Annotated in this window: 16 protein-coding genes and 1 tRNA gene; 3 read left to right on the forward strand and 14 right to left on the reverse strand. The window is 71.4% G+C overall.

Annotated features, from left to right (window positions below; translation table 11 throughout):
• Window positions 1–66 precede the first annotated feature (66 nt).
• Both gltB and A33M_RS14780 read right to left on the reverse strand, forming a co-directional pair.
• On the reverse strand, window positions 67–4788 hold the full coding sequence (gltB, locus tag A33M_RS14775; RefSeq protein WP_008388571.1) for a glutamate synthase large subunit: 4722 nt from the start codon (window positions 4786–4788) through the stop codon (window positions 67–69).
• 617 nt (window positions 4789–5405) lie between these two features.
• Window positions 5406–5891 (reverse strand): Hsp20 family protein, encoded by a 486-nt coding sequence (locus tag A33M_RS14780; RefSeq protein WP_008388575.1) that lies wholly within the window; start codon window positions 5889–5891, stop codon window positions 5406–5408.
• Window positions 5892–6186: 295 nt separating this feature from the next.
• Between A33M_RS14780 and A33M_RS14785 the strand changes: the two genes are divergently transcribed.
• Entirely contained in the window at window positions 6187–7134 is a 948-nt protein-coding gene (locus tag A33M_RS14785) for an alpha/beta hydrolase (RefSeq protein WP_008388577.1), read from the forward strand.
• A 62-nt stretch (window positions 7135–7196) separates the two neighbouring features.
• On the opposite strand, the gene hisN is transcribed toward A33M_RS14785, so the two are convergent.
• Both hisN and A33M_RS14795 read right to left on the reverse strand, forming a co-directional pair.
• Entirely contained in the window at window positions 7197–7982 is a 786-nt protein-coding gene (gene hisN / locus A33M_RS14790) for a histidinol-phosphatase (protein WP_008388579.1), read from the reverse strand.
• A gap of 924 nt (window positions 7983–8906) precedes the next feature.
• Window positions 8907–9830 (reverse strand): N-formylglutamate amidohydrolase, encoded by a 924-nt coding sequence (locus tag A33M_RS14795; RefSeq protein ID WP_008388581.1) that lies wholly within the window; start codon window positions 9828–9830, stop codon window positions 8907–8909.
• Between the two features lie 231 nt (window positions 9831–10061).
• On the opposite strand from A33M_RS14795, the gene cpdR reads away from it, so the two are divergent.
• Window positions 10062–10421, forward strand: a complete 360-nt coding sequence (gene cpdR / locus A33M_RS14800) for a cell cycle two-component system response regulator CpdR (RefSeq protein WP_008388584.1) — start codon at window positions 10062–10064, stop codon at window positions 10419–10421.
• Window positions 10422–10663: 242 nt separating this feature from the next.
• Window positions 10664–10738 (forward strand) — tRNA-Val (locus tag A33M_RS14805).
• Between the two features lie 55 nt (window positions 10739–10793).
• On the opposite strand, the gene moaA is transcribed toward A33M_RS14805, so the two are convergent.
• The 10 genes from moaA to A33M_RS14855 form a co-directional block, all read right to left on the reverse strand.
• The gene (moaA, locus tag A33M_RS14810) at window positions 10794–11795 is read right to left on the reverse strand and encodes a GTP 3',8-cyclase MoaA (protein WP_008388587.1); all 1002 of its coding nucleotides are present in this window, start codon (window positions 11793–11795) and stop codon (window positions 10794–10796) included.
• Window positions 11747–12490 carry a histidine phosphatase family protein gene (locus A33M_RS14815; protein ID WP_008388589.1) on the reverse strand — a complete coding sequence of 248 codons (744 nt, stop codon included), beginning with the start codon at window positions 12488–12490 and terminating at the stop codon, window positions 11747–11749. The genes moaA and A33M_RS14815 overlap by 49 nt, the downstream gene beginning before the upstream one ends.
• The gene (locus tag A33M_RS14820; protein ID WP_008388591.1) at window positions 12487–13815 is read right to left on the reverse strand and encodes a DVU_1553 family AMP-dependent CoA ligase; all 1329 of its coding nucleotides are present in this window, start codon (window positions 13813–13815) and stop codon (window positions 12487–12489) included. Before A33M_RS14820 ends, A33M_RS14815 begins: the two co-directional genes overlap by 4 nt.
• Before the next feature lie 2 nt (window positions 13816–13817).
• Window positions 13818–15251: a radical SAM (seleno)protein TrsS gene (gene trsS / locus A33M_RS14825; protein WP_008388593.1), complete on the reverse strand. Its 1434-nt coding sequence runs from the start codon at window positions 15249–15251 to the stop codon at window positions 13818–13820.
• Window positions 15248–16444, reverse strand: coding sequence for a DVU_1551 family NTP transferase (locus A33M_RS14830; protein ID WP_052027073.1), 1197 nt, complete (start codon window positions 16442–16444; stop codon window positions 15248–15250). Before A33M_RS14830 ends, trsS begins: the two co-directional genes overlap by 4 nt.
• A gap of 10 nt (window positions 16445–16454) precedes the next feature.
• Window positions 16455–16943 carry a DVU_1555 family C-GCAxxG-C-C protein gene (locus A33M_RS24065; RefSeq protein WP_008388597.1) on the reverse strand — a complete coding sequence of 163 codons (489 nt, stop codon included), beginning with the start codon at window positions 16941–16943 and terminating at the stop codon, window positions 16455–16457.
• 2 nt (window positions 16944–16945) lie between these two features.
• Window positions 16946–17686 (reverse strand): DVU_1556 family methyltransferase, encoded by a 741-nt coding sequence (gene trsM / locus A33M_RS22485; RefSeq protein ID WP_008388599.1) that lies wholly within the window; start codon window positions 17684–17686, stop codon window positions 16946–16948.
• Window positions 17686–17886, reverse strand: coding sequence for a DVU_1557 family redox protein (locus A33M_RS14845; protein ID WP_008388601.1), 201 nt, complete (start codon window positions 17884–17886; stop codon window positions 17686–17688). The genes trsM and A33M_RS14845 overlap by 1 nt, the downstream gene beginning before the upstream one ends.
• The gene (locus A33M_RS14850) at window positions 17883–20234 is read right to left on the reverse strand and encodes a pyridine nucleotide-disulfide oxidoreductase/dicluster-binding protein (RefSeq protein WP_008388605.1); all 2352 of its coding nucleotides are present in this window, start codon (window positions 20232–20234) and stop codon (window positions 17883–17885) included. Before A33M_RS14850 ends, A33M_RS14845 begins: the two co-directional genes overlap by 4 nt.
• A gap of 151 nt (window positions 20235–20385) precedes the next feature.
• Window positions 20386–23148, reverse strand: coding sequence for a molybdopterin-dependent aldehyde oxidoreductase (locus tag A33M_RS14855; protein ID WP_040620775.1), 2763 nt, complete (start codon window positions 23146–23148; stop codon window positions 20386–20388).
• Between the last annotated feature and the right edge of the window lie 32 nt (window positions 23149–23180).

The following is a 23180-nucleotide window of genomic DNA, read 5'->3' on the forward strand; positions in this document are numbered from 1 at the left end:
TCGCCGGTCCGGCCGCCTGGCGAGGCGGCATCACGGACCGGCGCAGGAACGATCACCCGGCGCGCGTCACTCCGCCGCCTGCATGGCGGCCTGCTTTTCCTTCGCGAGCTCGGCGAGCGCGCGCTTGTACTCGACCGGCATGACCTTGCGGAACTTCGGCAGATAGCTCGACCAGTCGTCGAGGATCTGCTGGGCCCGGCGCGAGCCCGCGAAGCGGGCGTGGCGCGAGATCAGGAGATGCAGGCGCTCGCAGTCGTACCGGGTCATGTCCTGGCGGACCTCCACCCGGCCGGCGCTCTCGAGGTCGCGAACGTGGTGATAGGCGGCGGCGTTGACCGCCTCCTCCGCCGGCAAGGGCTCGAGCTCGACCATCGCCATGTTGCAGCGGCTCGGGAAGCTGCCGTCCTCGTCCAGCACATAGGCGATGCCGCCCGACATGCCGGCCGCGAAGTTGCGCCCGGTCGGGCCGAGCACCACCACCACGCCGCCCGTCATGTACTCGCAGCAGTGATCGCCGGCACCCTCGACCACCGCGGTGGCGCCCGAGTTGCGCACCGCGAAGCGCTCGCCGGCGACGCCGCGGAAGTAGCACTCGCCGGAGATCGCGCCGTACAGCACGGTGTTGCCGACGATGATCGACTCCTCCGGCACGATGCCGGAATTGCTCTGCGGCTTGACGACGATGCGGCCGCCCGACAAGCCCTTGCCGACATAGTCGTTGCCGTCGCCCTCGAGCTCGAGGGTGACGCCGTGCGCGAGCCAGGCGCCGAAGCTCTGGCCGGCGGTGCCGGAGAGGCGGATGTGCACGGTGTCGTCCGGCAGGCCGGCATGGCCGTAGCGGCGGGCGACCTCGCCCGACAGCATGGCGCCGACCGTGCGGTCGGTGTTGTGCACCTCGGAGACGATCCGCACCGGGGCGCCGCGGTCGAGCGCCGGCTGTGCCTCGGCGATCAGCTTGCGGTCGAGCACCAGGTCGAGCTTGTGGTCCTGCACCTCGGACTTGAAGATGTGCACCCCGGCCGGCGCCTCCGGCTTCATGAACAGGCGCGAGAAGTCGAGGCCCTTGGCCTTCCAGTGCTCGATCATGCGGCGCTGGTCGAGCATCTGCATCTGGCCGATCATCTCGTCGAAGCGGCGGAAGCCCATCTCGGCCATCAGCTCGCGGACTTCCTCGGCGACGAAGAAGAAGTAGTTGATGACGTGCTCGGGGGCGCCCTTGAAGCGGGCCCGCAACACCGGGTCCTGGGTGGCGACGCCGACCGGGCAGGTGTTGAGATGGCACTTGCGCATCATGATGCAGCCGGCGGCGATCAGCGGCGCGGTGGCGAAGCCGAACTCGTCGGCACCGAGCAGCGCGCCGATCACGACGTCGCGCCCGGTGCGCAAGCCACCGTCGACCTGCACGGCGATGCGGCCGCGCAGGCGGTTGGCGACCAGCGTCTGGTGGGTCTCGGCCAGGCCGATCTCCCAAGGCGAGCCCGCGTGCTTGATCGAGGTGAGCGGCGAGGCGCCGGTGCCGCCCTCGTAGCCGGAGATCGTCACGTGATCGGCGCGCGCCTTGGAGACGCCGGCCGCGACCGTGCCGACGCCGACCTCGGAGACCAGCTTCACCGAGACGTCACCGTTCGGGTTCACGTTCTTCAGATCGAAGATCAGCTGGGCCAAGTCCTCGATCGAGTAGATGTCGTGATGCGGCGGCGGCGAGATCAGGCCGACACCGGGCGTCGAGTGGCGCACCCGGGCGATCACCTTGTCGACCTTGTGGCCGGGCAGCTGGCCGCCCTCGCCGGGCTTGGCGCCCTGCGCCATCTTGATCTGCATCATGTCGGAGTTGACGAGATACTCGGTCGTCACCCCGAAGCGGCCGGACGCCACCTGCTTGATGGCGGAGCGCATCGAGTCGCCGTTCGGCAGCGGCTTGAAGCGATCGGGCTCCTCGCCGCCCTCGCCGGTGTTCGACTTGCCGCCGATCCGGTTCATGGCGATCGCGAGCGTGGTGTGCGCCTCGCGCGAGATCGAGCCGTACGACATCGCGCCGGTGGCGAAGCGCCGGACGATCGCGGCCGCCGGCTCCACCTCGTCGAGCGGCACCTTGGTGCGCCCGGCCTGCTCGGCCGACTTGATGCGGAACAGGCCGCGGATGGTGAGCAGCTTCTCGGACTGCTCGTTCACCATCGCCGCGAAGGCGCGGTAGCGGTCGTAGGAGTTGCCACGCACGGCGTGCTGCAGCGTGGCGACCGTCGCCGAGGTCCAGACGTGCTCCTCGCCGCGCTGGCGCCAAGCGTACTCGCCGCCGACGTCGAGGGCGTTGCGATAGATCGGCGCGTCGCCGAAGGCGTCGCGATGGCGAGCCACCGTCTCCTCGGCGATCTCGTCGAGGCCGGCGCCCTCGATGCGGGTCGCGGTGCCGGTGAAGTAGTCGTGGACGAACTCGGAGGAGAGGCCGACCGCGTCGAAGATCTGGGCGCCGCAATAGGACTGGTAGGTGGAGATGCCCATCTTGGACATCACCTTCTTGATCCCCTTGCCGACCGACTTGACGTAGCGCTTCACCACCTCCTTCTCGTCCGGCTTCGAGGGCAGCTCGCCGCGGATCGACAGCAGCGTCTCGAAGGCGAGATAGGGGTTGATCGCCTCGGCGCCGTAGCCGGCGAGGCAGGCGAAGTGGTGCACCTCGCGCGGCTCGCCGGACTCGACGACGAGACCGACCGAGGTGCGCAGGCCCTCGCGGATCAGGTGGTGATGCACCGCCGCGCAGGCGAGCAGCGACGGGATCGGGATGCGATCGGCCGACACCGCGCGATCCGACAGGATGACGATGTTGAAGCCGTCCAGCACCGCCTGCTCGGCCTTGGCGCACAGCTCGCGGATCGCCGGGCGCAGCCCGTCGGCGCCGTCCGCCGCCGGCCAGGTGACGTCGAGCGTGATCGAGCGGAACTGCGAGCCGTCCATGTCGGCGATCGAGCGGATCTTCTCGAGGTCCTGGTTGGAGAGGATCGGCTGGCGCGCCTCGAGGCGCATGGTCTTGGACAGCCCCTCGAGGTCGAACAGGTTCGGCCGCGGCCCGATGATCGAGACGAGGCTCATGACGATGTCCTCGCGGATCGGATCGATCGGCGGGTTCGTCACCTGCGCGAAGTTCTGCTTGAAGTAGGTGAACAGGAGCTTGGGCCGCCGCGACAGCGCCGAGATCGGCGTGTCGTTGCCCATCGAGCCGATCGCCTCCTCGCCGGTGGCGCCCATCGGCGCCATCAGGATGCGCAGATCCTCCTGGCTGTAGCCGAACGCCTGCTGGCGATCGAGCAGCCCCGAGGCCGGAAACACCGGGCAGCTCTTGGCCGGCGGCAGATCCTCGAGCACCAGCTGGGTGCGCGACAGCCACTCGTGATAGGGGTGCTTCTGGGCGAGCGTCGCCTTGATCTCGTCGTCCGGGATCAGGCGGCCCTGGGCGAGGTCGACCAGCAGCATCTTGCCGGGCTGCAGGCGCCACTTGCAGACGATGTCCTTCTCCGGGATGTTCAACACGCCCATCTCGGAGGCCATCAGGATGCGGTCGTCACGGGTGACGAGATAGCGCGCCGGCCGCAGGCCGTTGCGGTCGAGCGTCGCGCCGATCTGGCGGCCGTCGGTGAAGGCGATCGCCGCCGGGCCGTCCCACGGCTCCATCAGGGCTGCGTGGTACTCGTAGAAGGCGCGGCGATGCGCGTCCATCAGCGGGTTGCCGGCCCACGCCTCGGGAATCATCATCATCACGGCGTGGGCGAGCGAGTAGCCGCCCTGCACCAGGAACTCGAGCGCATTGTCGAAGCAGGCGGTGTCGGACTGGCCCTCGTAGGAGATCGGCCACAGCCGCTCGATGTCGTCGCCGTACTTGGGCGAGCGCGCCGAGTGCTGGCGGGCGGCCATCCAGTTGACGTTGCCGCGCAGCGTGTTGATCTCGCCGTTGTGGGCGACGTAGCGGTACGGGTGCGCCAGCGACCAGGTCGGGAAGGTGTTGGTCGAGAAGCGTTGGTGGACCAGCGCGAGGGCGCTCTCGAAGTCGGGATCCGACAGGTCGGGATAGTACTTGCCGAGCTGGTCGGCGAGGAACATGCCCTTGTAGATCACCGTGCGGCAGGAGAACGACACCGGATAGTACATCGCGGTGTCGCGGCCGCGCCGCTCGTACAATGCGCGCGAAATGGTCTTGCGCAGGATGTAGAGCCGGCGCTCGAACTCGTCCTCGGAATAGTGCCGCTCGCCTTGGCCGATGAAGATCTGGCGATGGAACGGCTCGGTCGGCTTGACCGACTCGCCGAGGCTCGCGTCGTCGGTCGGCACGTCGCGGAAGCCGAGCACCACCATGCTTTCGCGCGCGGCGTTGGCGCGGAACAGCTCCATGATCTCCGCACGCCGCTCCTCGTCGTGCGGCAGGAAGACCTGGGCGACGGCGTAGCGGCCGGGCGCCGGCAGGCGGAAGCCGAGCTCCTCCGTCTTCTTGGCGAAGAACGCGTGCGGCATCTGCACCAGAATGCCGGCGCCGTCGCCGGCGCGCGGATCGGCGCCGACCGCGCCGCGGTGCTCGAGGTTGCACAGGATCGCCAGCGCGTCCTCGACGATCTTGTGCGACTTGCGCCCCTTGATGTCGGCGATGAAGCCGACGCCGCAGGAATCTTTCTCCAGCGCGGGATCGTAGAGCCCACGCGCACGCGCCGCCGCATCCGTCGTCACCGGGGTCGCGACCTCGGCCGTGGCCGGCCGGGCGGCCCGAAGGTGATCGTGGCTGAAGCCGGATCCGTTCGCGCTCATGTGCAAACCTTTCGTCTGCCCGCAGACGCGGGCGTGCCCGTTGCGCTCGCAGCCCCGGAAAAAGGCTACGGCACGAACGGGCTCGTTATCGCCGGCCAGGCGCCGTGCCGGGTCGTGTGGAGCTTTTCCCGCCGGCTCCGGGACCCCCCTGGGCCTCCGGCGCGCCGGCCACGATCTCGGCCGATGACGTCAGAACCAATTCTGCAAACTGGGACAGTATTGCTGTCCTAAATTTAGAATGCCAAACTCTTGCCATCCATTCAAGGCACCGGCACTCGGATTCGCCGAGTTTGCCCGAAATCCTCGCAAATTGCCAGTTGTGCGCGACCCCGGGAGGGTGCGCCGGGCCGAGGAACCGGCTCGGTTTTCCGTGTCGCGGCGCCTCGGTGCGGTCCCGGCGCCGGCGCCGGCCGCACCCCTGCCCTGTCCGATCGACGGAGCTCGGTGCGGACGACCGCCTCTCGACACGAAGAAAGCGCCCCGTGGGGCGCTTCCGTATCGTCGTCTCCTGCCGGTTTCTCTGCCGGTCGCGTGGTCCCGGTGGTCCGGGACCCGGCCTCGTGGTTCGGTCGCCGGGTCGGCGCGCCCGGTGGCGCGCCGCATCCCGCGGGGCGGCGTCACGCCGCCTTGGTGTCCAACACCTTCGGGCCGGCCGCGCCGCCCACGCCGTTGATGGCGATCTGGCGCGGCTTCATCTTCTCGGGGATTTCGCGCACGAGATCGATGTGGAGCAGGCCGTTCTCCAGGCTGGCGCCCCGCACCTCGACGAAGTCGGCGAGCTGGAAGACGCGCTCGAAGGCGCGCGCGGCGATGCCCTGATAGAGCACCTCGCCCCGCTTCTCGTCCTCGGCCTTGGGCGCCTGCTTGTCGCCCCGCACGGTCAGCGTGTTCTCCTTGGCCTCGATCGACAGATCGTCGGCCGCGAAGCCCGCGACGGCCAGGGTGATGCGGTAGGCGTTCTCGCCGGTCCGCTCGATATTGTAGGGCGGGTAGGACGAGCCCTGGGCGCCGTCGAAGCCGCCGACCTGGTCGAGCATCGAAAAGAGCCGGTCGAAGCCGACGGTGGAGCGATAGAGGGGGGTGAGATCGAACGTGGTGCGCATGACATCCTCCGTAAAGCGATGAGCGACTGAGCTGTGTTCCGAAGCCGATCCGCCCGCCTCGGGCCGGACCGTTCGTGCGCCGCCGACTGGCCGGCGCACCGTTCGATATGGGAGGGGCGCGCGCCACTTCAAGACCCTCTCGGGGTCCTCTCCGGGGGCGTTTCGAGAGCCTTTCGAGACGGTCGCGCGACGCCCCGCCAAACCCTCGGAATCGCCCGAGAACCGATCGATCCGGTTGAGCGGGGCGGCCGGGCTGCTATAAGCCGCCATCCTCCCGCGGCGCGAAGGCCCTCCGATGAAGCTCGTGTCGATTCCCGCCAATCCGGCGCCTCCCGAGGCGTCGTGCGGCGCGCTGAAGACGCCCGACGGGGTGACGCTGCGCGTGGCGCGCTGGGCGCCGCCGCCCGGCCGCAAGGGCACGGTGTGCCTGTTCCAGGACCGCGGCGACTTCATCGAAAAACATTTCGAGCTGGTGGCCGACCTGCGCCGCCGCGGCTTCGCCGTCGCCACCATCGATTTTCGCGGCCAGGGGCTGTCGCAGCGGCGCCTGCGCGACCCGCGCAAGGGCCATGTGCGGCGCTTCTCGGACTACCTGACCGACCTGGAAACCTTCGTGAAGGAGGTTCTGCTGCCGGACTGCCCGCCGCCCTATTTCGCGCTCGGCCTCGGCATGGGCGGCACGGTGCTGATCGAGTCGGCCGCGCGCGGCCATCGCTGGTTCGACCGGGTGGTGGCGACGGCGCCGCTGATCGACCTCGCCCACCGGCCGCTGCGCGGCGCCGGCGGCACGATCCTGCGGGCGATGCGGCTCGCCGGGCTCGGCGGGCGTTACGTGCCGGGCGGTGGCGGAGAACCGCTCGCCGCCGCGCCGTTCGCCGACAACCCGCTGACCTCGGACGCGGTGCGGTTCGCCCGCACCGCCGCGGTGCTGGCGGAGGAGCCGGCGCTCGGGGTCGGCGCGCCGACGGTGGCCTGGGCCGACAGCGCGTTTCGCACGATGGCGGCGATGCGCGCGCCCTCCTACGCCGCGCGGCTGCGCCAGCCGATGCTGTTGATCGCCGCCGGCGCCGACACGATCGCCTCGACCGCGGCGATCGAAACCTTCGGCATCGGCCTGCGGGCCGGCTCGCATCTGATCGTGCCGGGGGCCCGCCACGACCTGCCGATGGAGCAGGACCGTTTTCGCGAGCTGTTTCTCGCCGCCTTCGACGCCTTCGTGCCGGGCACGCCGCTCTACAAGTGAGTTTTTGGCCCGGACGGGCCGACGAGTCGGTCGCGCCGACTGGTCGGCGGCGGGCGAGCCCGTCAGCCCGCCAAAAGCATCTCGCGGGCGGCGGCGTGGACGCGGCGGTCGCCGGCGGCGACGATGCGGCCGCCCTTCTCCGGGCTCTCGCCCTCCCAGGTGGTGACGATGCCGCCGGCCCCGGTGACGATCGGCACCAGCGCCGAGATGTCGTAGGGCTTCAGCTCGGTCTCGACGACCAGATCGATGTGGCCCGAGGCCAGCATGCAGTAGGCGTAGCAGTCGCCGCCGTAGCGCGACAGCTTGACCTTCTCCTCGACCCGGCCGAACGCCGCCCGGTCGGCCTCGTTCATCAGCCGCGGATTGGTGGTGAACATCACCGCCCGGTCGAGCGAGGGGCACGGCCGCACCATCATCGCCCGGTCGCCGCGCGGGCCGCGGTAGCGCGCCGCCTTGCCGTCGCCGGAGAAGCGCTCGGCGAAGAACGGCTGATGCATCAGCCCGAACACCGGCCGGCCGCCGCGGGTGAGCGCGATCAACGTGCCCCAGGCCGGCATGCCGGCGATGAACGACTTCGTGCCGTCGATCGGATCGAGCACCCAGACGTACTCGGCATCGGGACGGTCGGAGCCGAACTCCTCGCCGACGATGCCGTGGCCGGGAAAGGTGTCGCGGATCAGCGCGCGCATGGCCAGCTCGGCGGCGCGGTCGGCCGCCGTCACCGGGTCGAAGCCGCCGCTGCCGCCCTTGTCGTCGACCGACAGCGCGGTGCGGAAGAACGGCAGAATGGCGTCCCCCGACACGGTCGCCAGCCGGTCGATGAAGGCCGCGAAATCGATCGCAGTCATGATTGAGGATCCTGCACGGGACCGGGGCGTTCCGGCCGCCGGCATGAAATGGGCTTCGTGGTCGAACATGAACGGTGTCGTCGGCGGGTCGCGCACCGGCGCGCCGGTGCGCCGCCGGCCGGGACGGCGACCCGCCGCCGGTGCCGGCCCCCTGGCATATGAGACGGCGGGCGGCCGGGCAAGGCGGCCGGCGATGCGGAGGGATGCGCCGCCGGGTCGCGACGGGTCGGTGCGCTCGATTCGGCGTGCCTGCGGTAGGCCGTGCGGCACCGCACGCGGCTGTCCAGGAACGAAATGCCCATCGAGGGAGCGGCGTTCTGTCGCAGACCGCAAATTGTGCAAAGTCGCACAGCCGACTCTCGCAACGCCCGCAAAAGTCTGCATACAGCGTGGTTTTCGCTGAACAATCGGCAGGCGCTACGCGGCAGAACCCGTCCCGCTGGCCAAGCGCACCCCCTACGAACGTCTATGTCCGGGAAGCAACGCCGGCTGCGGAAACCGCCGGCAGCAGGCCAGCCATGTTTCCACCCGGCTTGCATTCGGTGCGCTGCGATGACATATTTCGGCAGTGCGGTAACGCGTTGTCGCGTGTTACCGCCGCCCTCCTTGGGCGTTTCCTCCCTAGACTTGGGCCGCTAGCATCCGCTGGCGGCCTCTTTTTTTGTGCCTGGTCTTTCCTCGATCGTGCCGATTGCTTGGGTCTCGGGGGCGGGGGCCGAAGCGGTATTTTCGGATGGACGAGCAAAGAGCGTTATGATTGATCAAGTTCTACCACATCCATCACGAGTGGCAATTATTAGATGAGCCCCAAGTCATAAATATACCGGGCCCTGGCATCATATACGACGGTGGTCCTGCCTGCCCGAAGACGTGGCATCGACCTAGACTGCCGCATTCTTGACCAGAATTTCCCCCGACTCCGGCTCATTCCGCCGCCATGCGATAGGGACGCAAATCTTCGTCGGGGATCGCCGCCAGCCGATCGGCCAACACGCCGAGGTCGGCCGCCACCCTCTGGAAATTCGGTCCGCGCACCTGGCGCCGCTCGTCCATGTAGAGGGCGCGGTTGAGCTCGAGCTGAAGGGCGTGCAGGCCGTTCGCCGGATTGCCGTAGTGCTCGGTGATGAAGCCGCCGGCATAGGGCTTGTTGCGGGTGACGCTCCAGCCGAGCCCGCGCAGGGTCTGCTCCACCACCTCGGTGACGACCGGGAAGCAGCTGGTGCCGTAGCGGTCGCCCAGCACCGCGTCGGCGCGCGGCCGGTCGTCGCGTGGGCCGGCGCTCGACGGCATCGAGTGGCAGTCGACCAGCACCGCATGACCGTAATCGGAGTGCAGGCCGGCGAGCAGGCGGCGCAGCGCCCGGTGATAGGGCTTGTAGAGCGTCTCGATCCGGGTCATCGCCTCGTCGACCGGGATGCGGTGCTCGTAGATCTCCTGCGCGTCGCCGACCACCCGGGCGATGGTGCCGAGCCCGCCGGCGACCCGCATCGAGCGGGTATTGGCGAACGACGGTAGCCGCCCCTCGAACATCCGCGGGTCGAGCTCGTAGGGCTCGCGGTTGACGTCGACGTAGCAGCGCGGAAAATGCGCCCGGACCAACGGATGGCCGCGCTCGACCACGCCGGCGAACAGCTCGTCGACGAACGCATCCTCCGAGCGCCGCAGGGTGGCGAGGTCGAGCCGGGTCGCGTCGAGGAAGGTTTTGGGATAGACGGCGCCGCTGTGCGGCGAGCTGAACAGCACCGGCGCACGCAGCACCGGCGGCTCCAGGACGTCGAACGGCGGGTCGAACTCGTCGCGCGGCGCGGGCAGCGGGTCGAACGGCGTGTCGGACAGCGGATCGGACATGGGACTCCAGGCTCTCGCCGGCGGCGAGCGGTGGCGGCGCGGCACGCCGCGAGGGGGTCGGCCGCGCCCGCGAGCGTCGGTCCGTCGTCATAGTCGGACATGTCCGGCCGTCTGCCAAGATCGTCGGCGGCTTCACTTCGTGTTTACCAAGACTCCGGCTTATGGAATCCTGACCCGTGAGCATGTGGCACGGGACGATTCCGAAACGGGCGATGGCCCGGGTGGGCGGCTATGTTCAGAATCCTCTTGGCAGAAGACGACAACGACATGCGGCGCTTTCTGGTGAAGGCGCTGCAGACGGCGGGCTACGACGTCATCTCCTACGACAACGGCCTGTCGGCCTATCACCGTCTGCGGGAGGAGCCGTTCCAGCTCCTGCTGACCGACATCGTGATGCCGGAGATGGACGGCATCGAGCTGGCCCGCCGGGCCTCCGAGCTCGATCCCGACATCAAGATCATGTTCATCACGGGGTTCGCCGCGGTCGCCCTCAATCCCGATTCGCAGGCGCCCAAGCACGCCAAGGTCCTGTCGAAGCCGTTCCACCTGCGCGAGCTGGTGAGCGAGGTGCAGAAGATGCTGGCCGCCTGAGCGGATCGGCAACGTCCTCGCATCTCCTTGCGTCGTCTCGTTTTCCCTGCGGCCGTCCGCCCGCGGACGGCACTCGTGCGGCCGCCGGAGCACGGGCCGGACCCGGCTCGGACACGGCTCGAACACGGCTTGGACATCATCCGGAAATTACCCGCTCGCACCCGCTTGCCCCGGCCCGAGCGACCCGATATAGGAACCGTCACCGTCGTGTCGTCGCGCAAGCGAGCCGGCACGAGACGGACGGGCGCGTAGCTCAGCGGAAGAGCACTACCTTGACATGGTAGGGGTCACAGGTTCGATCCCTGTCGCGCCCACCATCCCGGCAAGTCTTCGAAAATACGTGAGTTTTACGGAGCGGATCGGCCGGGCCGGTCAGCCGCCGGTGACGCTCATGTGGCGGGCGAGCGCCGGATGACCGGCAGACCCCGCGCCCGCAGTGCCCAGCGCGAAATCGTGGCCGGTCGGCTTGCGCAGCACCGCCGCGCGAATCGCCCCGCACAGCGCCTCGTCACTCTCGGAGCCGCGCAGCAGCGGCGCCAGCTCGACCGCGCTCTCCCGCCCGAGGCACAGATAGAGCCGGCCCGTGCAGGTCAGCCGCACGCGATTGCAGGTTCTGCAGAAATCGTGCGAGCGCGGCGCGATGAAGCCGAGCCGGCCGCCGGTCTCGGCGACCCGCACCCAGCGCGCCGGCCCGCCGGTGGTGTAGGGGATGTCGGTCAGGCCGAAGCGCGCTGCGAGCCGTGCCCGCACCAGCGAGAGCGGCACCAACCGGTCGCCGCCCCACGGGTCGACCTCGCCGAGCGGCATCACCTCGATCAGCACGAGGTCCATCCCCTGCCCGTGTGCCCAGCCGAGGAGATCGGCGATCTCGTCCTCGTTGATGCCGGCGAGCACCACCGTGTTGATCTTCACCGTGAGCCCGGCGCGCCGGGCGGCGGCGATGCCGGCCAGCACGTCGGACAGCTCGCCGCGCCGGGTGACGCTGCGAAACACCTCGGGTCGCAGCGTGTCGAGCGAGACATTGACCCGGCGGACGCCGCACGCGGCGAGCGCGGCGGCGTGACGGGCGAGGTTGGCGCCGTTGGTGGTGAGGGTCAGCTCGTCGAGCGCACCGCTCGCGAGGTGGCCGCCGAGCGAGCGAATCAAGTCGCCGACGCCGCGGCGGACCAGCGGCTCGCCGCCGGTGAGCCGCAGCTTGCGCACGCCGAGCCGCACGAACACCGCGCACAGTCGGTCGAGCTCCTCGAGCCCGAGCACCTCGGCCCGCGGCGCGAAGCGCATGTGCTCGGCCATGCAGTAGCGGCAGCGGAAGTCGCAGCGATCGGTCACCGAGACCCGCAGATAGGTGATGTCGCGGCCGCAGGCGTCCAGCATCGGGGTGTCTCCGGAAGGTCGTGAGGGCTCCGCCCGGTGGCCGGCGACCCGGGCGGGGAGGCCGGCGGGCCGGCCGGCAAAAGGGCGGGCAAAAGGGCGGGAGCCGTGGCACCGAGCATCGCCACCACCGGCCCGGCCCGGCCGATCTCGATCAGGTCGACGCAGCCCGGCGGCTGGGCGAGGCGAAACAGGTTGGCGAGCGGCATGCCGAGCAGGTCGCACAGGATCACCCGGTCGACCCCGGCATGGCCGGCGACCGCGACCGTCTTCTCGGGCGAGGCCAGGATGGCGCGCCAGCACGGCAGGACGCGCGCCGCGAGGTCGGCGAAGCTCTCGCCGCCCGGCGGGCGAAAGGTGTCGATCGCCTTTCCGCGCGCGGCGAAAACGGCCGGCTGCGACCGGGCGACCTCGCGGCGGGACAGATTTTCCCAATCACCCATGTCGATCTCGGCGAGCGCCGGGGCGACCCGCACCGGGACGCCGCGGCCGGCGGCGATCAGCGCCGCGGTGCGCCGCGAGCGGCGGAGCGGGCTGCACCACACGGCCTCGAGTGGCCAGACGGCCAGCATTTGCGCGAGCCGCGCGAGCCGCGCCTCGCCGGCCGCGCTCATCGCCACGTCGGTGCGGCCGAGAAAGCGGCTGCCGGCGTCGCCCTCCACCTCGCCGTGGCGGATCAGCAGGACGCGCTCGGTCATGCCGCCCTCCGCAACAATCGCCGCTTGCCGTCGTGGCGGACCGCATCGACCAGCGCGACGCGCAGGCCGAGCCGGCCGCGGGCGGCGGCCGCCCGCACCGCCGGGATCTCGTCGGCTGCGGCCCACACCGCGGCGCGCGTCGCGGCGGTCCGCCCGCCGGCCGGGGTGGCGACGAGAAGCTCGAGCACCGCCGGATCGCCGCCGACCAGGGTCGCGGAGAAGTCCGCCACCGACGGCAGCGCGAACAGCGCGTCGTCGAGCGTTTCGAGCGAGATCTCGCCGCCGCCCGGCAGCGGCACCGCCGCACCGATGCGGCCGGCAAAGCCGGTCAGCCGCCGCAGCACCGAGCCGCAGGCGCACGGGGTGTCGTCGAGCCGGGCGAGGTCGCCGGTGCGGTAGCGCAGCAGCGGCACTGCGCGCGGCTGCAGCGTGGTGACCACCACCTCGCCGCACGCGCCGGGCGGCAGCCGTGCCCCATTCGCCGGGTCGACGATCTCGACCAGGAGATCGGCCTCGCGCAGGTGGCAACCGGCATGCGCCGCACAGTCGACCGCGCCGCCATAGCCGGTCTCGGTCATGCCCCAGTGGTCGTGCACCGCGCAGCCCCAGATGCTTGCCAGCGCCCGCGCGACGGCCGGCGACAGGCGCTCGGAGCTGGCGAGCGCCGCCCGCAGCCGGATCGGCACGCCGCCGTCGGCGGCCTGCTCGCGGGCGACCGCCAGAAGCCGCACCGGCGGGCCGACGACCACCGCCGGCCGGGCGAGCCGGAGATGCTCGGCGGCCTCGGCGGCGGTCGCATCGGCCGGCACCAGCAACGACACCGCCCCGAGCCGGCCGAGCGCGCCGACCAGCGCATCGCCGACGCTGCCCGGCCGCTCGCCGGGAAACAGGATCGCCACCCGGTCGCCGGGGCGGGTGAACGTGCCCATGCCGTGGTGGAAGAAGTCGAGCGTCGCCTCCAGCTCGTCGGCGGAAAAGTGCAGCCGCTTGGGCGGCCCGCTGGTGCCGGACGTCTGCAGGGTGACGACGCGGGCGACCGCGCTCTGAGACAGGGCGACCAGCGGCGGATCGTTGCGCACGAGATCGGCCGGCCGGGTGAAGGGCAGCCGCGCGAGATCGTCGAAGGTGTCGATCGGCCCGTCCGGCCAGCCCGGCCGGGTGCGGTAGAACGGGCTCGTGCGCCGCGCCTCGGCGACCCGCTCGGCAAGGCGCGCGCGCTGCCAGGCGTCGACCGCCGGCCGGGAGAGCGGCAGAGCGAGGCCCATCCGCCGGGCGACCCAGCCATCGAGCGTCGCATCGAGGGGCGCATCGAGCGTCGCGGCCATCGTCACGCCTCCGCCGGAGCCGGGGCCGGCGCGGCGGCCTGATCCCGATAGAGCGAGCGGCCGTCGATCGCGGTGAGATTGAAGGCGCAGAACGGCACGAGCCGGGTGTCGGGCGCGACCACGTGGATGTGGCACTGGCGGACGCGGTCGAGGTCGAGCGTCCAGGCGTCCTGGAACGCCATGCCGGACAGGCTCAGCGTGTGCGACCGCGCGGCCAGGATCGCGTCGAACGCGTCGAGCCCGGCGGCCGGCGTGTCGACGGACGGCGACGGTGCCGCCCGCCATTGGCCGGCGACGTAGCGGCGCGCGCGGGCGACGTCGGGGCTCGGCGTCGAGGAGCCGCAGCAGGCACTCTTTGCCGCCTTCGCCACCGGCTCCACGGAGACCCCGCAGCAGGCGGCGGGCGCGTCGCGCTCGGCGCGCAGGCGGCCCGACGCGTCGACCCGGAAGCGGCCGGAGAACGAGCAGTACGGGTTCTCGACCGAGCCGGGCCGGAAGTCGTCGAACCGGATGGTGCCGGCGCCGTACGCCACCAGCCGCTCGACGATCTCGGGCAGCGTGATGCGGGCGTCCGCCGACGGCTCCGGACAGCGGCCGAAATAGGCGATCGGCTGGAAATGCACCGCCCGCACCTCCGGCAGATGCGCCACCGCGAAGTCGACGATCGCGCCGATCTCGCCGTCGTTGACGCCGGGCACCACGGTCGGCACCAGCACGACGCCGATCCCGGCATTGCCGCAGCTCGCCACCGCATGCTCCTTCAGCGCGGCGAGGCGCGCCCCGCGCAGCGCGCGGTGCACGGCGTCGGTCACGCCGTCGAACTGGAGAAACACGCAGTCGAGACCGGCCGCGGCCAAGGCCTCGACATAGGCCGGGTCGCGGGCGAGCCGGATGCCGTTGGTGTTGAGCTGGACGAACTCGAAGCCGCGCGCGTGCACGCGCCGCACGATCTCGGGGAGATCGTCGCGCACGGTCGGCTCGCCGCCCGAGAGCTGCACATGGACGCGGCCGCCGGTCGCTTCAAGCAGCGTGTCGAGCGAGCGGTCGATCTCGGCGAGGCTCGCGTCGCGCCCGTGCCGTCCCGCCGAGGCGAAGCAGACCGGGCAGGCGAGGTCGCAGCGCGAGGTCACCTCGAGCAGCACGCAGCAGCTCTGCTGGCGGTGATCGGGGCAGAGACCGCAATCGTGCGGACACCCCTTCGACACCGGCGTGGCGCACACCGGCGGCTGCGCAAAAGTGCGCGCCCCGGCGCCCCAGCGCACCCGGCTCGCCAGCCCCCGCCACACCGGCACCGAGAAGGTGCCGTGCGTCGGGCAGGTCTTGACGAGGTGAACGGCGTCGCCGATCGCGCGGCGGACCGCCGGAATGGTGGCGAGGCAGACCGGGCAAACGCTCTCGGTCGGCTCGTCGGGAAACCCGGGACACGAGCAGGTCATCGCGCGCTCCCGTGGCTCGGCCGGTGGACGAACGAGACCGGCGCGCTCGCGGGAAAACCGCGACGCCCGCCGCCGAGCCGCAGCACGACGGCATCGAGAATCGCCTCGGCGGTGGCGAGCCGCCGGCGGGCGGCGGCGAGCGCCTCGGGGTCGTCGCGGAAGCGGGCGAGCGCCGGCGCGAACCGCTCGGCGAGGCCGACCCGCCGCTCGCCGGTGACCAGCTTGTCGGCGAGATGGACCACCGCCGCCTCGTCCAGCGTCTCGCCGTCGAAGGCGATCTCCATGTGCCGGGCGACCACCCGCGCCACCTCGGGAAAACCGAACGCGCGCACCATCGCGGCGCCCACCTCGGCGTGGCGGCGGCGGCCCTTGGCGATGTCGTGGAGGAGCGCGCCCGCCCGCACCAGATCGACGTCGATCCGCACGCCGGCCGCGGCGAGCCGCTCGGCGAGGGTTTCCGCGAGCGCCGCGACCGCCCGGCCGTGCGCCCGCACGGTGTCGCCGGCGGCGGCCGCGTCGAGCATCGCGTCGCACTCCTCCGGGTCGGGCGCGCGGTGGCGGGCGAGCGCGGCGACGAGGCGGCGATAATCGGCCGGGTAGTCCATGTCGCGCAGGCAGCCGCGGTCGAACACCGCGACCTCGCGCACCGCCGCCGGGCGCGCCGCCTCGTGCGCCTCCAGGAGATCGCGCAGGCTGCCGCACGGATCACAGCGGCCGATCGTCTCGAACAGGCTCGCGCAGAGAAACGGCGGATGGCCGCGCACGCCGCGAAAGGTCGGATGGACGATCGCCGCGCCGGTGGCGGCCGCCGCGTCGAGCACCCGGCCGAGCGTCGCGGCGCGCAGAAGCGGAACGTCGACCGGCAGCATCAGGCAGCCGGCGACCTCGTGCGGCAGCGCGGCGATGCCGACCTGAACGCTCGAGAACATGCCGCGGTCGAGGTCCGGGTTGAGCACGGCGGCAACGCCGAGCCGCGCCACCGCCGCCCGCATGTCCTCGGCATTGTGGCCGACCACCACGCGGATCTGCGTGATGCCGGCGATCCGCAGACGGCCGACCACGTGGTCGAGCACGGTGGCGGCGCCGAACGGCAGCAGCGGCTTGAACGCCCCCATGCGGGTCGAGCGGCCGGCGGCGAGCACCACGGCGGCGATCTCGGGGCGGCCCGATTTCTCTCGCGAGCGGAATGCCATGCCCGTGCCCTCAGTGCGCCGGATCGGCAGACGGATCGACGGGATCGCCCGCCGCGGGACGCGGCGCGGCGAGATCGAAGCCGTGCTCGGTCAGGATCGCGGCGACCCGGGCCCAGGTGTCGAGGATCAGGCCGGGGCAGCGCTCCGCCTTCAAGACGGGGTCGAACTTCATGATGTCGGCGCAGTCGATGCCGCCGTAGCGTTCCTTCGCCATCGCCTGGAACCAGCCCGAGAACGCGTCGAGCGCGTCGGCGAAGCGCGGATCCTCGGCGGCGTCGCCCGGCCCGCGGCCGGCATGGAGGCCGATCACGCAGCAGCCGGCGGCGAGCGCGCCGCAATTGAAGCCCTGCCCCATGCCGACCGCGAGGCCGGACATCGCCCGCACCAGATCGGGGTCGTCGCGGCCCTGCGCCTCGAGCGCCAGCATCGCCAGGACATGGCTGCACTTGAAGCCGGCGAGCAGCAGCTCGGCGACGCGGAACGACACGTCGGTGTCCATCGTCAACTCCTCTTGCGGCGGACCGGCTCGCCGGCGACCGGCTTGCCGGCGACCGGCTTGCCGGCCAGCATCAGGTAGTAGCCGAGGGCGGCGCGCCGGCCGGTGAAGCGGCCGCGCCCGCACGCCTCGCCCCACAGCGGGTCGAGCGAGCCGTAGGCGAAGATGAAGCGCGCGACCCACTCCTTGAGGACCTCCGAGCGATCCTCGAACTGCAGCACCGTGAAACCGGCGGCGCAGACCTCGCGGTCGATCGTGCGCCAGCAGGCGACGCCGTCGCCGCGCTCCTCGCCCGGCTCGCCGGGAGCCGTGCGGCGATAGACGTCGCTCACCGCGAGGCGGCCGCCCGGCTTCAGCACCCGGCTCCATTCGGCGAGCGCGCGGCACCGCTCGCCGACCACCGACAGGCTGCACTCGGCGATCACGCCGTCGACGCTGCTCGCCCGCAGCGGCAGCAGCGCGCCGGAGCCGGCGACGAAGCGGGCGTCCGGGGCGCGCTCGCGGGCGACCCACAGCGCGGCGGCCGAGGTGTCGAGGCCGATCGCCCGCACCCCGCGCGACAGCAGCCGGCCGGTGCCGGCGCCCTGCCCGCAGCCGATGTCGAGCACCACGTCGCCGGGGCCGAAGCGGCCCCGCGCGATCAAAAGCTCGGTGAGCGCGACGCCGCCCGGCCGCAGCGGCGTGCCGTCGCTGTCGTGGACGAGACCGCTGCCGAACAGGCCGCGACAGAGCGCCGTCTCGGGCATCACTTGTCCTCCAGCGCCTGCTCGACCTTCAGCATCTTGCCGGAGGCGAGCTCCTCGGAGACGTAGACGAAGCCGCAGCCCGGACAGCGCGGCAGGTCGACCTCGAAGCGCTGGCCGAGATAGGAGCCGACCACCCGCCCGACCTCGAGCGGCCGGTCGCAGGCGACGCAGACGAGATCGCCGAGGGCGGGCGCGCTCACGATTTCGCCTCCACGGTCATGCGGTGCCCGTAGGCGCGGTGGACCACGACGCCGGCCGGCACCACGTCGTACTCGACCCAGCAGGTGAGGCTGCCGAGCCGCGCCGAGGCGACGGTGCGGCCGGTCGTGCGGTCCTTCAGCTTCGCCCCGCTCGCCTCCGCCTGCGCGACAACACGGGCGACGTCCTCCTCGAGGATCAGCTTGCGCTCCATGTCGGCGCGCACCGCGGGCTCGATGATCAGCGTGCATGCCGGTGCCGGATCGTCGGTCGTCGCGGCGGGCTCCTCCCCCCAAAGCTCGCGCGCCAGCCGGATGCGCAGCCGGCGCCGGTTGTCGCGCCGTCCGGAGAAGCCGGGGTCGGGTCGCGCCGCCGGATCGGCGTCGCCGCCGGCGTCGGGCGGTGGGAAGGCGAGGTCGAGCAGATGGACGGCGCGCTTGCCGCGGCGGGCGAAGCTGTCGCGGCACATCGCGCACCACACCAGATAGTCGTCGTCGCTCTCGCCGATCCGGCGATCGACGATGGCGTCGGCGACCTCGCGATTGGCGAAGGTGACGAGCCCGCCGAAGCCGCAGCAGGTGGTGTGCTCGGCGCCGCCCAGCTCGTGCACCGCGAGGCCGAGGCGGGCGGCGAGGTCGCGCACCGCGCGCTGCGCCACGACGTCGTGGCGCGCCGGGCAGGGATCGTGGATCGCGAGCGGCCGGCCGGACGCGACGCGCGGTCCCTCGGGCCAGCCGAGCTCGGCGAGCAGCGGCCACAGCGAGCGCACCCGCATCTCGGGATGCACCTCGCGAAGCCGCACCAGGCAGGTCGCGCAGGCGGTGATCAGCTCCGGGCGGCCGAGCCGCTCCCAGGTCGCGACCAAGCCGTCGCGCACCTCGGCATCGAGCGTCTCGCGCCCCGCCCAATGGGCCGGCGCGCCGCAGCAGTCGAGCATCAGGCCGACGCCGCCCGGCAAACGGTCGCACAGATGGGAATAGACGCGGGCGACGTGATCGGGCGACGACCCGGCGAGCTGGCAGCCGGGGAAGAACGCCACCGCGCTTTCCGCGTGCCCCGGCTGGTGGCGCGCCAGCGTCACCTCCGCCGAGCGCGCGAACGCCATGTCGCGCAGCGCGAAGTCGTGGTGCGAAGGCGGCATCTTGCCCCGCCGCACCATGCTGCGGCGCGCCTCGAGGCAGACGTCGCCCATCGCGAGGTCGTTCGGGCACAGCGTCTCGCACAGGCCGCACAGCGTGCACGAGTCGATCATTCGGTTGGCCTTGCGGTTGCCCATCACGATCGAGTCGTTGTTGTAGATCTCCCGCACGTAGCGCTTCGGATAGCCGCCGTAGCGGGCGAGATAGGCGCACGCCTTCACGCATTCGAGGCAGCGGCACGGGAAGCAGCGCGCGGCCTCCGCCACCGCCTCGGCCCGGCTGTAGACGCCGTCCGGAAAACTCGCCACGACCGGCGGCCGCGGCGCCTGTGCGGCGACGTTCACATAGAGGCAGGTGCCGGCCGTGTCGTCGCGCGCGGCGGTCAGCGAGGCGCCCTGCAGAAAGCGCTCGATCGAGGCGGCGGCGCGCCGGCCGTCGCTCGTCGCCGCGATCGCCGAGCGGTTCTCCTCGCCGCCGTCGTGCAGGCCGGAGGCGAACACCTTTGGCCGGCCGGTGGCGCGGGTCTCGGCATCGACGACGAGGCGGCCGGAGGGGCCGAGCGCGAGCGCGCCGGCGAACGCCTTCGCCGGGCCGGGCCCGATCGACAGCAGCACCGCATCGTTCTCGGCGATCAGCGTCTCGAGCCCGAGCGGCCCGTCGCCCGCGGCGATCCGCGAGCGGCACCGCAACGTCACGCCGAGCGCGAGGAGGCCGGCGATCTCGGCGTCGAGCACCGCGTGCGGCAGGGTCGCCTCGTCGTGGTCGTGGCGCAGCGTCTCGAGTGCTTGCGCGTCCGCCTCGTGAACGGTGACCGTGTGCCCCTTCGTCGCGAGATCGGAGGCGGCGGTGAGGCCGGCGAGCCCGGCGCCGACGATCGCGATCCGCTTCGCCTTGTAGGCCTTGCGGACGGTGCGGCGCCGCGTGCCGTAGGCTTCCTCGACGCAGGCTCGCTCGAGCGCGCGGATGCGGACCGCGCCGCCCGCCTCGGCGCGCCGGCACGCCGTCTCGCAGGGGTGGTCGCACACCCGGCTCAGGATCGCCGGAAACGGCACGACGGTGGTGTAGATCGCAAAGGCTCCGGCGAGGTCGCCGGCCGCCGTCGCCTCGGCCATCGCGCGGGCGTCGACCCGCAGCGGACAGGCGGCCCGGCAGGCGGGTGGTTGCTCCTCGGTGCAGCGGGCTTCCCAGGCCTTGACCTGCGCGGCGTCCATGGCGGCTGTCCCGGCGGTCCGCGGCGGGCGGACCCGATGGCGTGCGGAGAAGAAGCGGGGGATCGGCAGCGGAGGGCGATCTCCGATCCCCCGGAACCGCGTCCCCCGCCCGCGAGCGGGCGGGCGAGGGACGCCGTGGAGCCGGGCGACGTCAGGCCGGCTCCAAGCTCTTGCTCGCGGCGCCGCCGGCCAGCGCATCGAGGCCGGCCTTGATCGCCTCGGGCAACGCCGGCACGCGGAAGATCCGCACGCCGCACGCGTCGTAGACGGCGTTGAGGATCGCCGGATGGGGCGCCGTGAGCGGCGCCTCGCCGACGCCGGCGGCCCCGAACGGACCGTCGCCGCGCGGCGTCTCGAGATAGAGCACCTCCATGTCGTCGGGGACGTCCTTCGGATACGGGATGCCGCAGTCGCGCAGCGTGGTGTGCAGCTCCAGATCCTCGAAGTCCTCGGTCAGCGCGAGGCCGATGCCCTGGGCGAGGCCGCCATACATCTGGCCGTCGACGGTCGCCTTGTTGATGATCGTGCCGACGTCGGTGGCGACGGTGAACTTCACCACCTTGGCCTGGCCGCTCTCGAGGTCGACCTCGACCTCCGGCATGAACACCGAGTACATGTAGATCGGGAACGGATTGCCCTGCGCGGTGTCCGGGCTGCAGTCGGTGCAGGCCGCCGCCACCCACTTGCCGTCGTAGGAGAGCGGGACGTTGTCGGCGACCATCTCCTGGTAGGTCCGGTAGGTGCCGTCCGGCTTCTTCAGGGCGTTCAGCATCATCTCGGCGGCGACCCGGATGGCGTTGCCGCAGAAGACGTTGGAGCGGCTGCCGCCGGCCGGCCCCGAGTTCGGGCCGAAGGTGTCGGCCATCACCAGCGTGATCTCGCCGGGCGTCACGCCGGCGGCGCGGAGAACCTCGTGGGCGATCGTCTGGGCGGCGAGATCGGCGCCCTGCCCGTGGTCCTCCCAGCCGGAATGGACGACGAAGCCGCGCGGCGTCATCTCCACCCGCGCCTCCGAGCTGTCCGGCCCGTCGAGGCCGCAGCCATAGATGCCGAGCGCGATGCCGACGCCCCGCTTCGCCTCGGTGCTCTCGGCGTTGAAGGCGGCGCAGCGGGCCTTCGCCTCCCGGTATTTCGGCCGCAGCATGTCGAACAGCTGGGGCAGCACCAGCACCTCGGGTTTCTGCCCGGTCGGGGTGGTCGAGGTCTCGTCGTAGAGGTTCTTGTAGCGGAACTCGAACGGATCCTCGCCCATCTTCTCCGCCAGCATGTCGATGGCGATCTCGGAGGCGAGAAAGGCCTGCGGCGAGCCGTAGGCGCGGAACGCCGAGCCCCAGGCATGATTGGTGGCGACCGTGCGGCCGTGGCCGCGGATGTTCTCGAGATGATAGCCGGCGCCGGTGAACTGGCCCTGCCGCAGCGTGACGAGATCACCGAACTCCGAATAAGGACCGTGGTCGAGCCACCAGTCGGTCTCCATCGCGGTGAGCTTGCCGTTGCCGTCGCAGGCGAGCCGGATGTTGATGTTGGCCGGCGAGCGCTTGCCGGTGTAGGTGATGTTCTGGAACTGATCGTACACCAGCGAGACCGGCTTGCCGGTGGCGAGCGCGGCGACGCCGAGCAGCGCCTCCATGGTCGGCGAGAACTTGTAGCCGAAGGTGCCGCCGGTCGGGTTCTGGATCAGCCGCAGCTTCTCGGGCGGGATGCCGAGGCCGGGGCAGATCATCGCGTGATGCAGATGCACGCCGATCGACTTCGACAGGATGGTGAGCACGCCGTCGTCGTCGACGAACGCCTCGCCGCAGTCGGGCTCGAGATGCAGGTGCGGCTGGCGGCTGCAATAGGTGGTGATGTCGACGGTGGCCGCCGCGCTCTCGAAGAACGGCTTGGTGTCCAGCCCCTTGACGACGCCCTGCTCGTAATAGGCGTTGGGCACGCCGGGGTGGATCTCCAGCGCGTCCGGCTCGAGCGCCGCGAAGCCCGACATGTAGGCCGGCAGCACCTCGAGATCGACCTTCACCTTGTCGGCCGCCGCACGGGCGTGCTCGACCGTGTCGGCGGCGACGATGGCGATCGCGTCACCGAACTGGAAGACCTTCTCCTTGCACAGGATCGGGCGGTCCCAGCCGTCGCCCTTGTTGGTCGGGAAGGTGATCAGGCCGGTGATCGCGTTCTTGCCGGACACGTCTTTCCAGGTGATCACCTTCTCGACGCCCGGCATGGCTTCCGCCTCGGCGGTGTCGATGCCCTTGATCAGCGCGTGCGACACCTTGGCCTGCACGAGCGCGAGGCGCAGCGTGCCCTCCGGCATGCGCAGCGCGAGGTCGGCGCCGAAGTCCCAGGTGCCGGTGACCTTGGCGACCGCCGACGGGCGGACGTATTTGGTGCCGAGGATCGAGCCGTCCGGCTTGGGCCCGTCGAGCAGGTCCTCCGGGCGCTTCTCGCCGCGCATGATCGCGGCGGCGTCCATCACCGCGTCGATCAGCGGCTTGTAGCCGGTGCAGCGGCAGACGTTGCGATTGCGGTTGAACCAGGCGCGCACCTGCTCGCGGGTCGGGCTCGTGTTGGTGTCGAGCAGAACCTTGGCCGACATGATGAAGCCCGGCGTGCAGACGCCGCACTGGGCGCCGCCGTGCGCCATCCAGGCGACCTGCAACGGATGCAGGGCGCCGGGCGTGCCGATGCCCTCGATCGTGGTGATCCTGGCGGTCGGCGCGACCTTGTGCATCGGCGTCATGCAGGCGCGGATCGGCTTGCCGTCGATCACGACCGTGCAGGCGCCGCACTGCCCGTCCTCGCAGCACACCTTGCAGCCGGTGAGAAGCATCTTCTCGCGCAAGACGTCGGCCAGCGTGGCGTCGTCGTCGACGACGAGCCAGCGTTCGACGCCGTTCACGTTCAGCGTTCGTCTCTTCACGTCTCCACTCCTATCGAGATCGGCAGCATCTC

The sequence above is a fragment of the Rhodovulum sp. PH10 genome, from assembly GCF_000293785.1.
In the GTDB taxonomy this organism is placed as follows: Bacteria; Pseudomonadota; Alphaproteobacteria; order Rhizobiales; family Xanthobacteraceae; genus Rhodoplanes.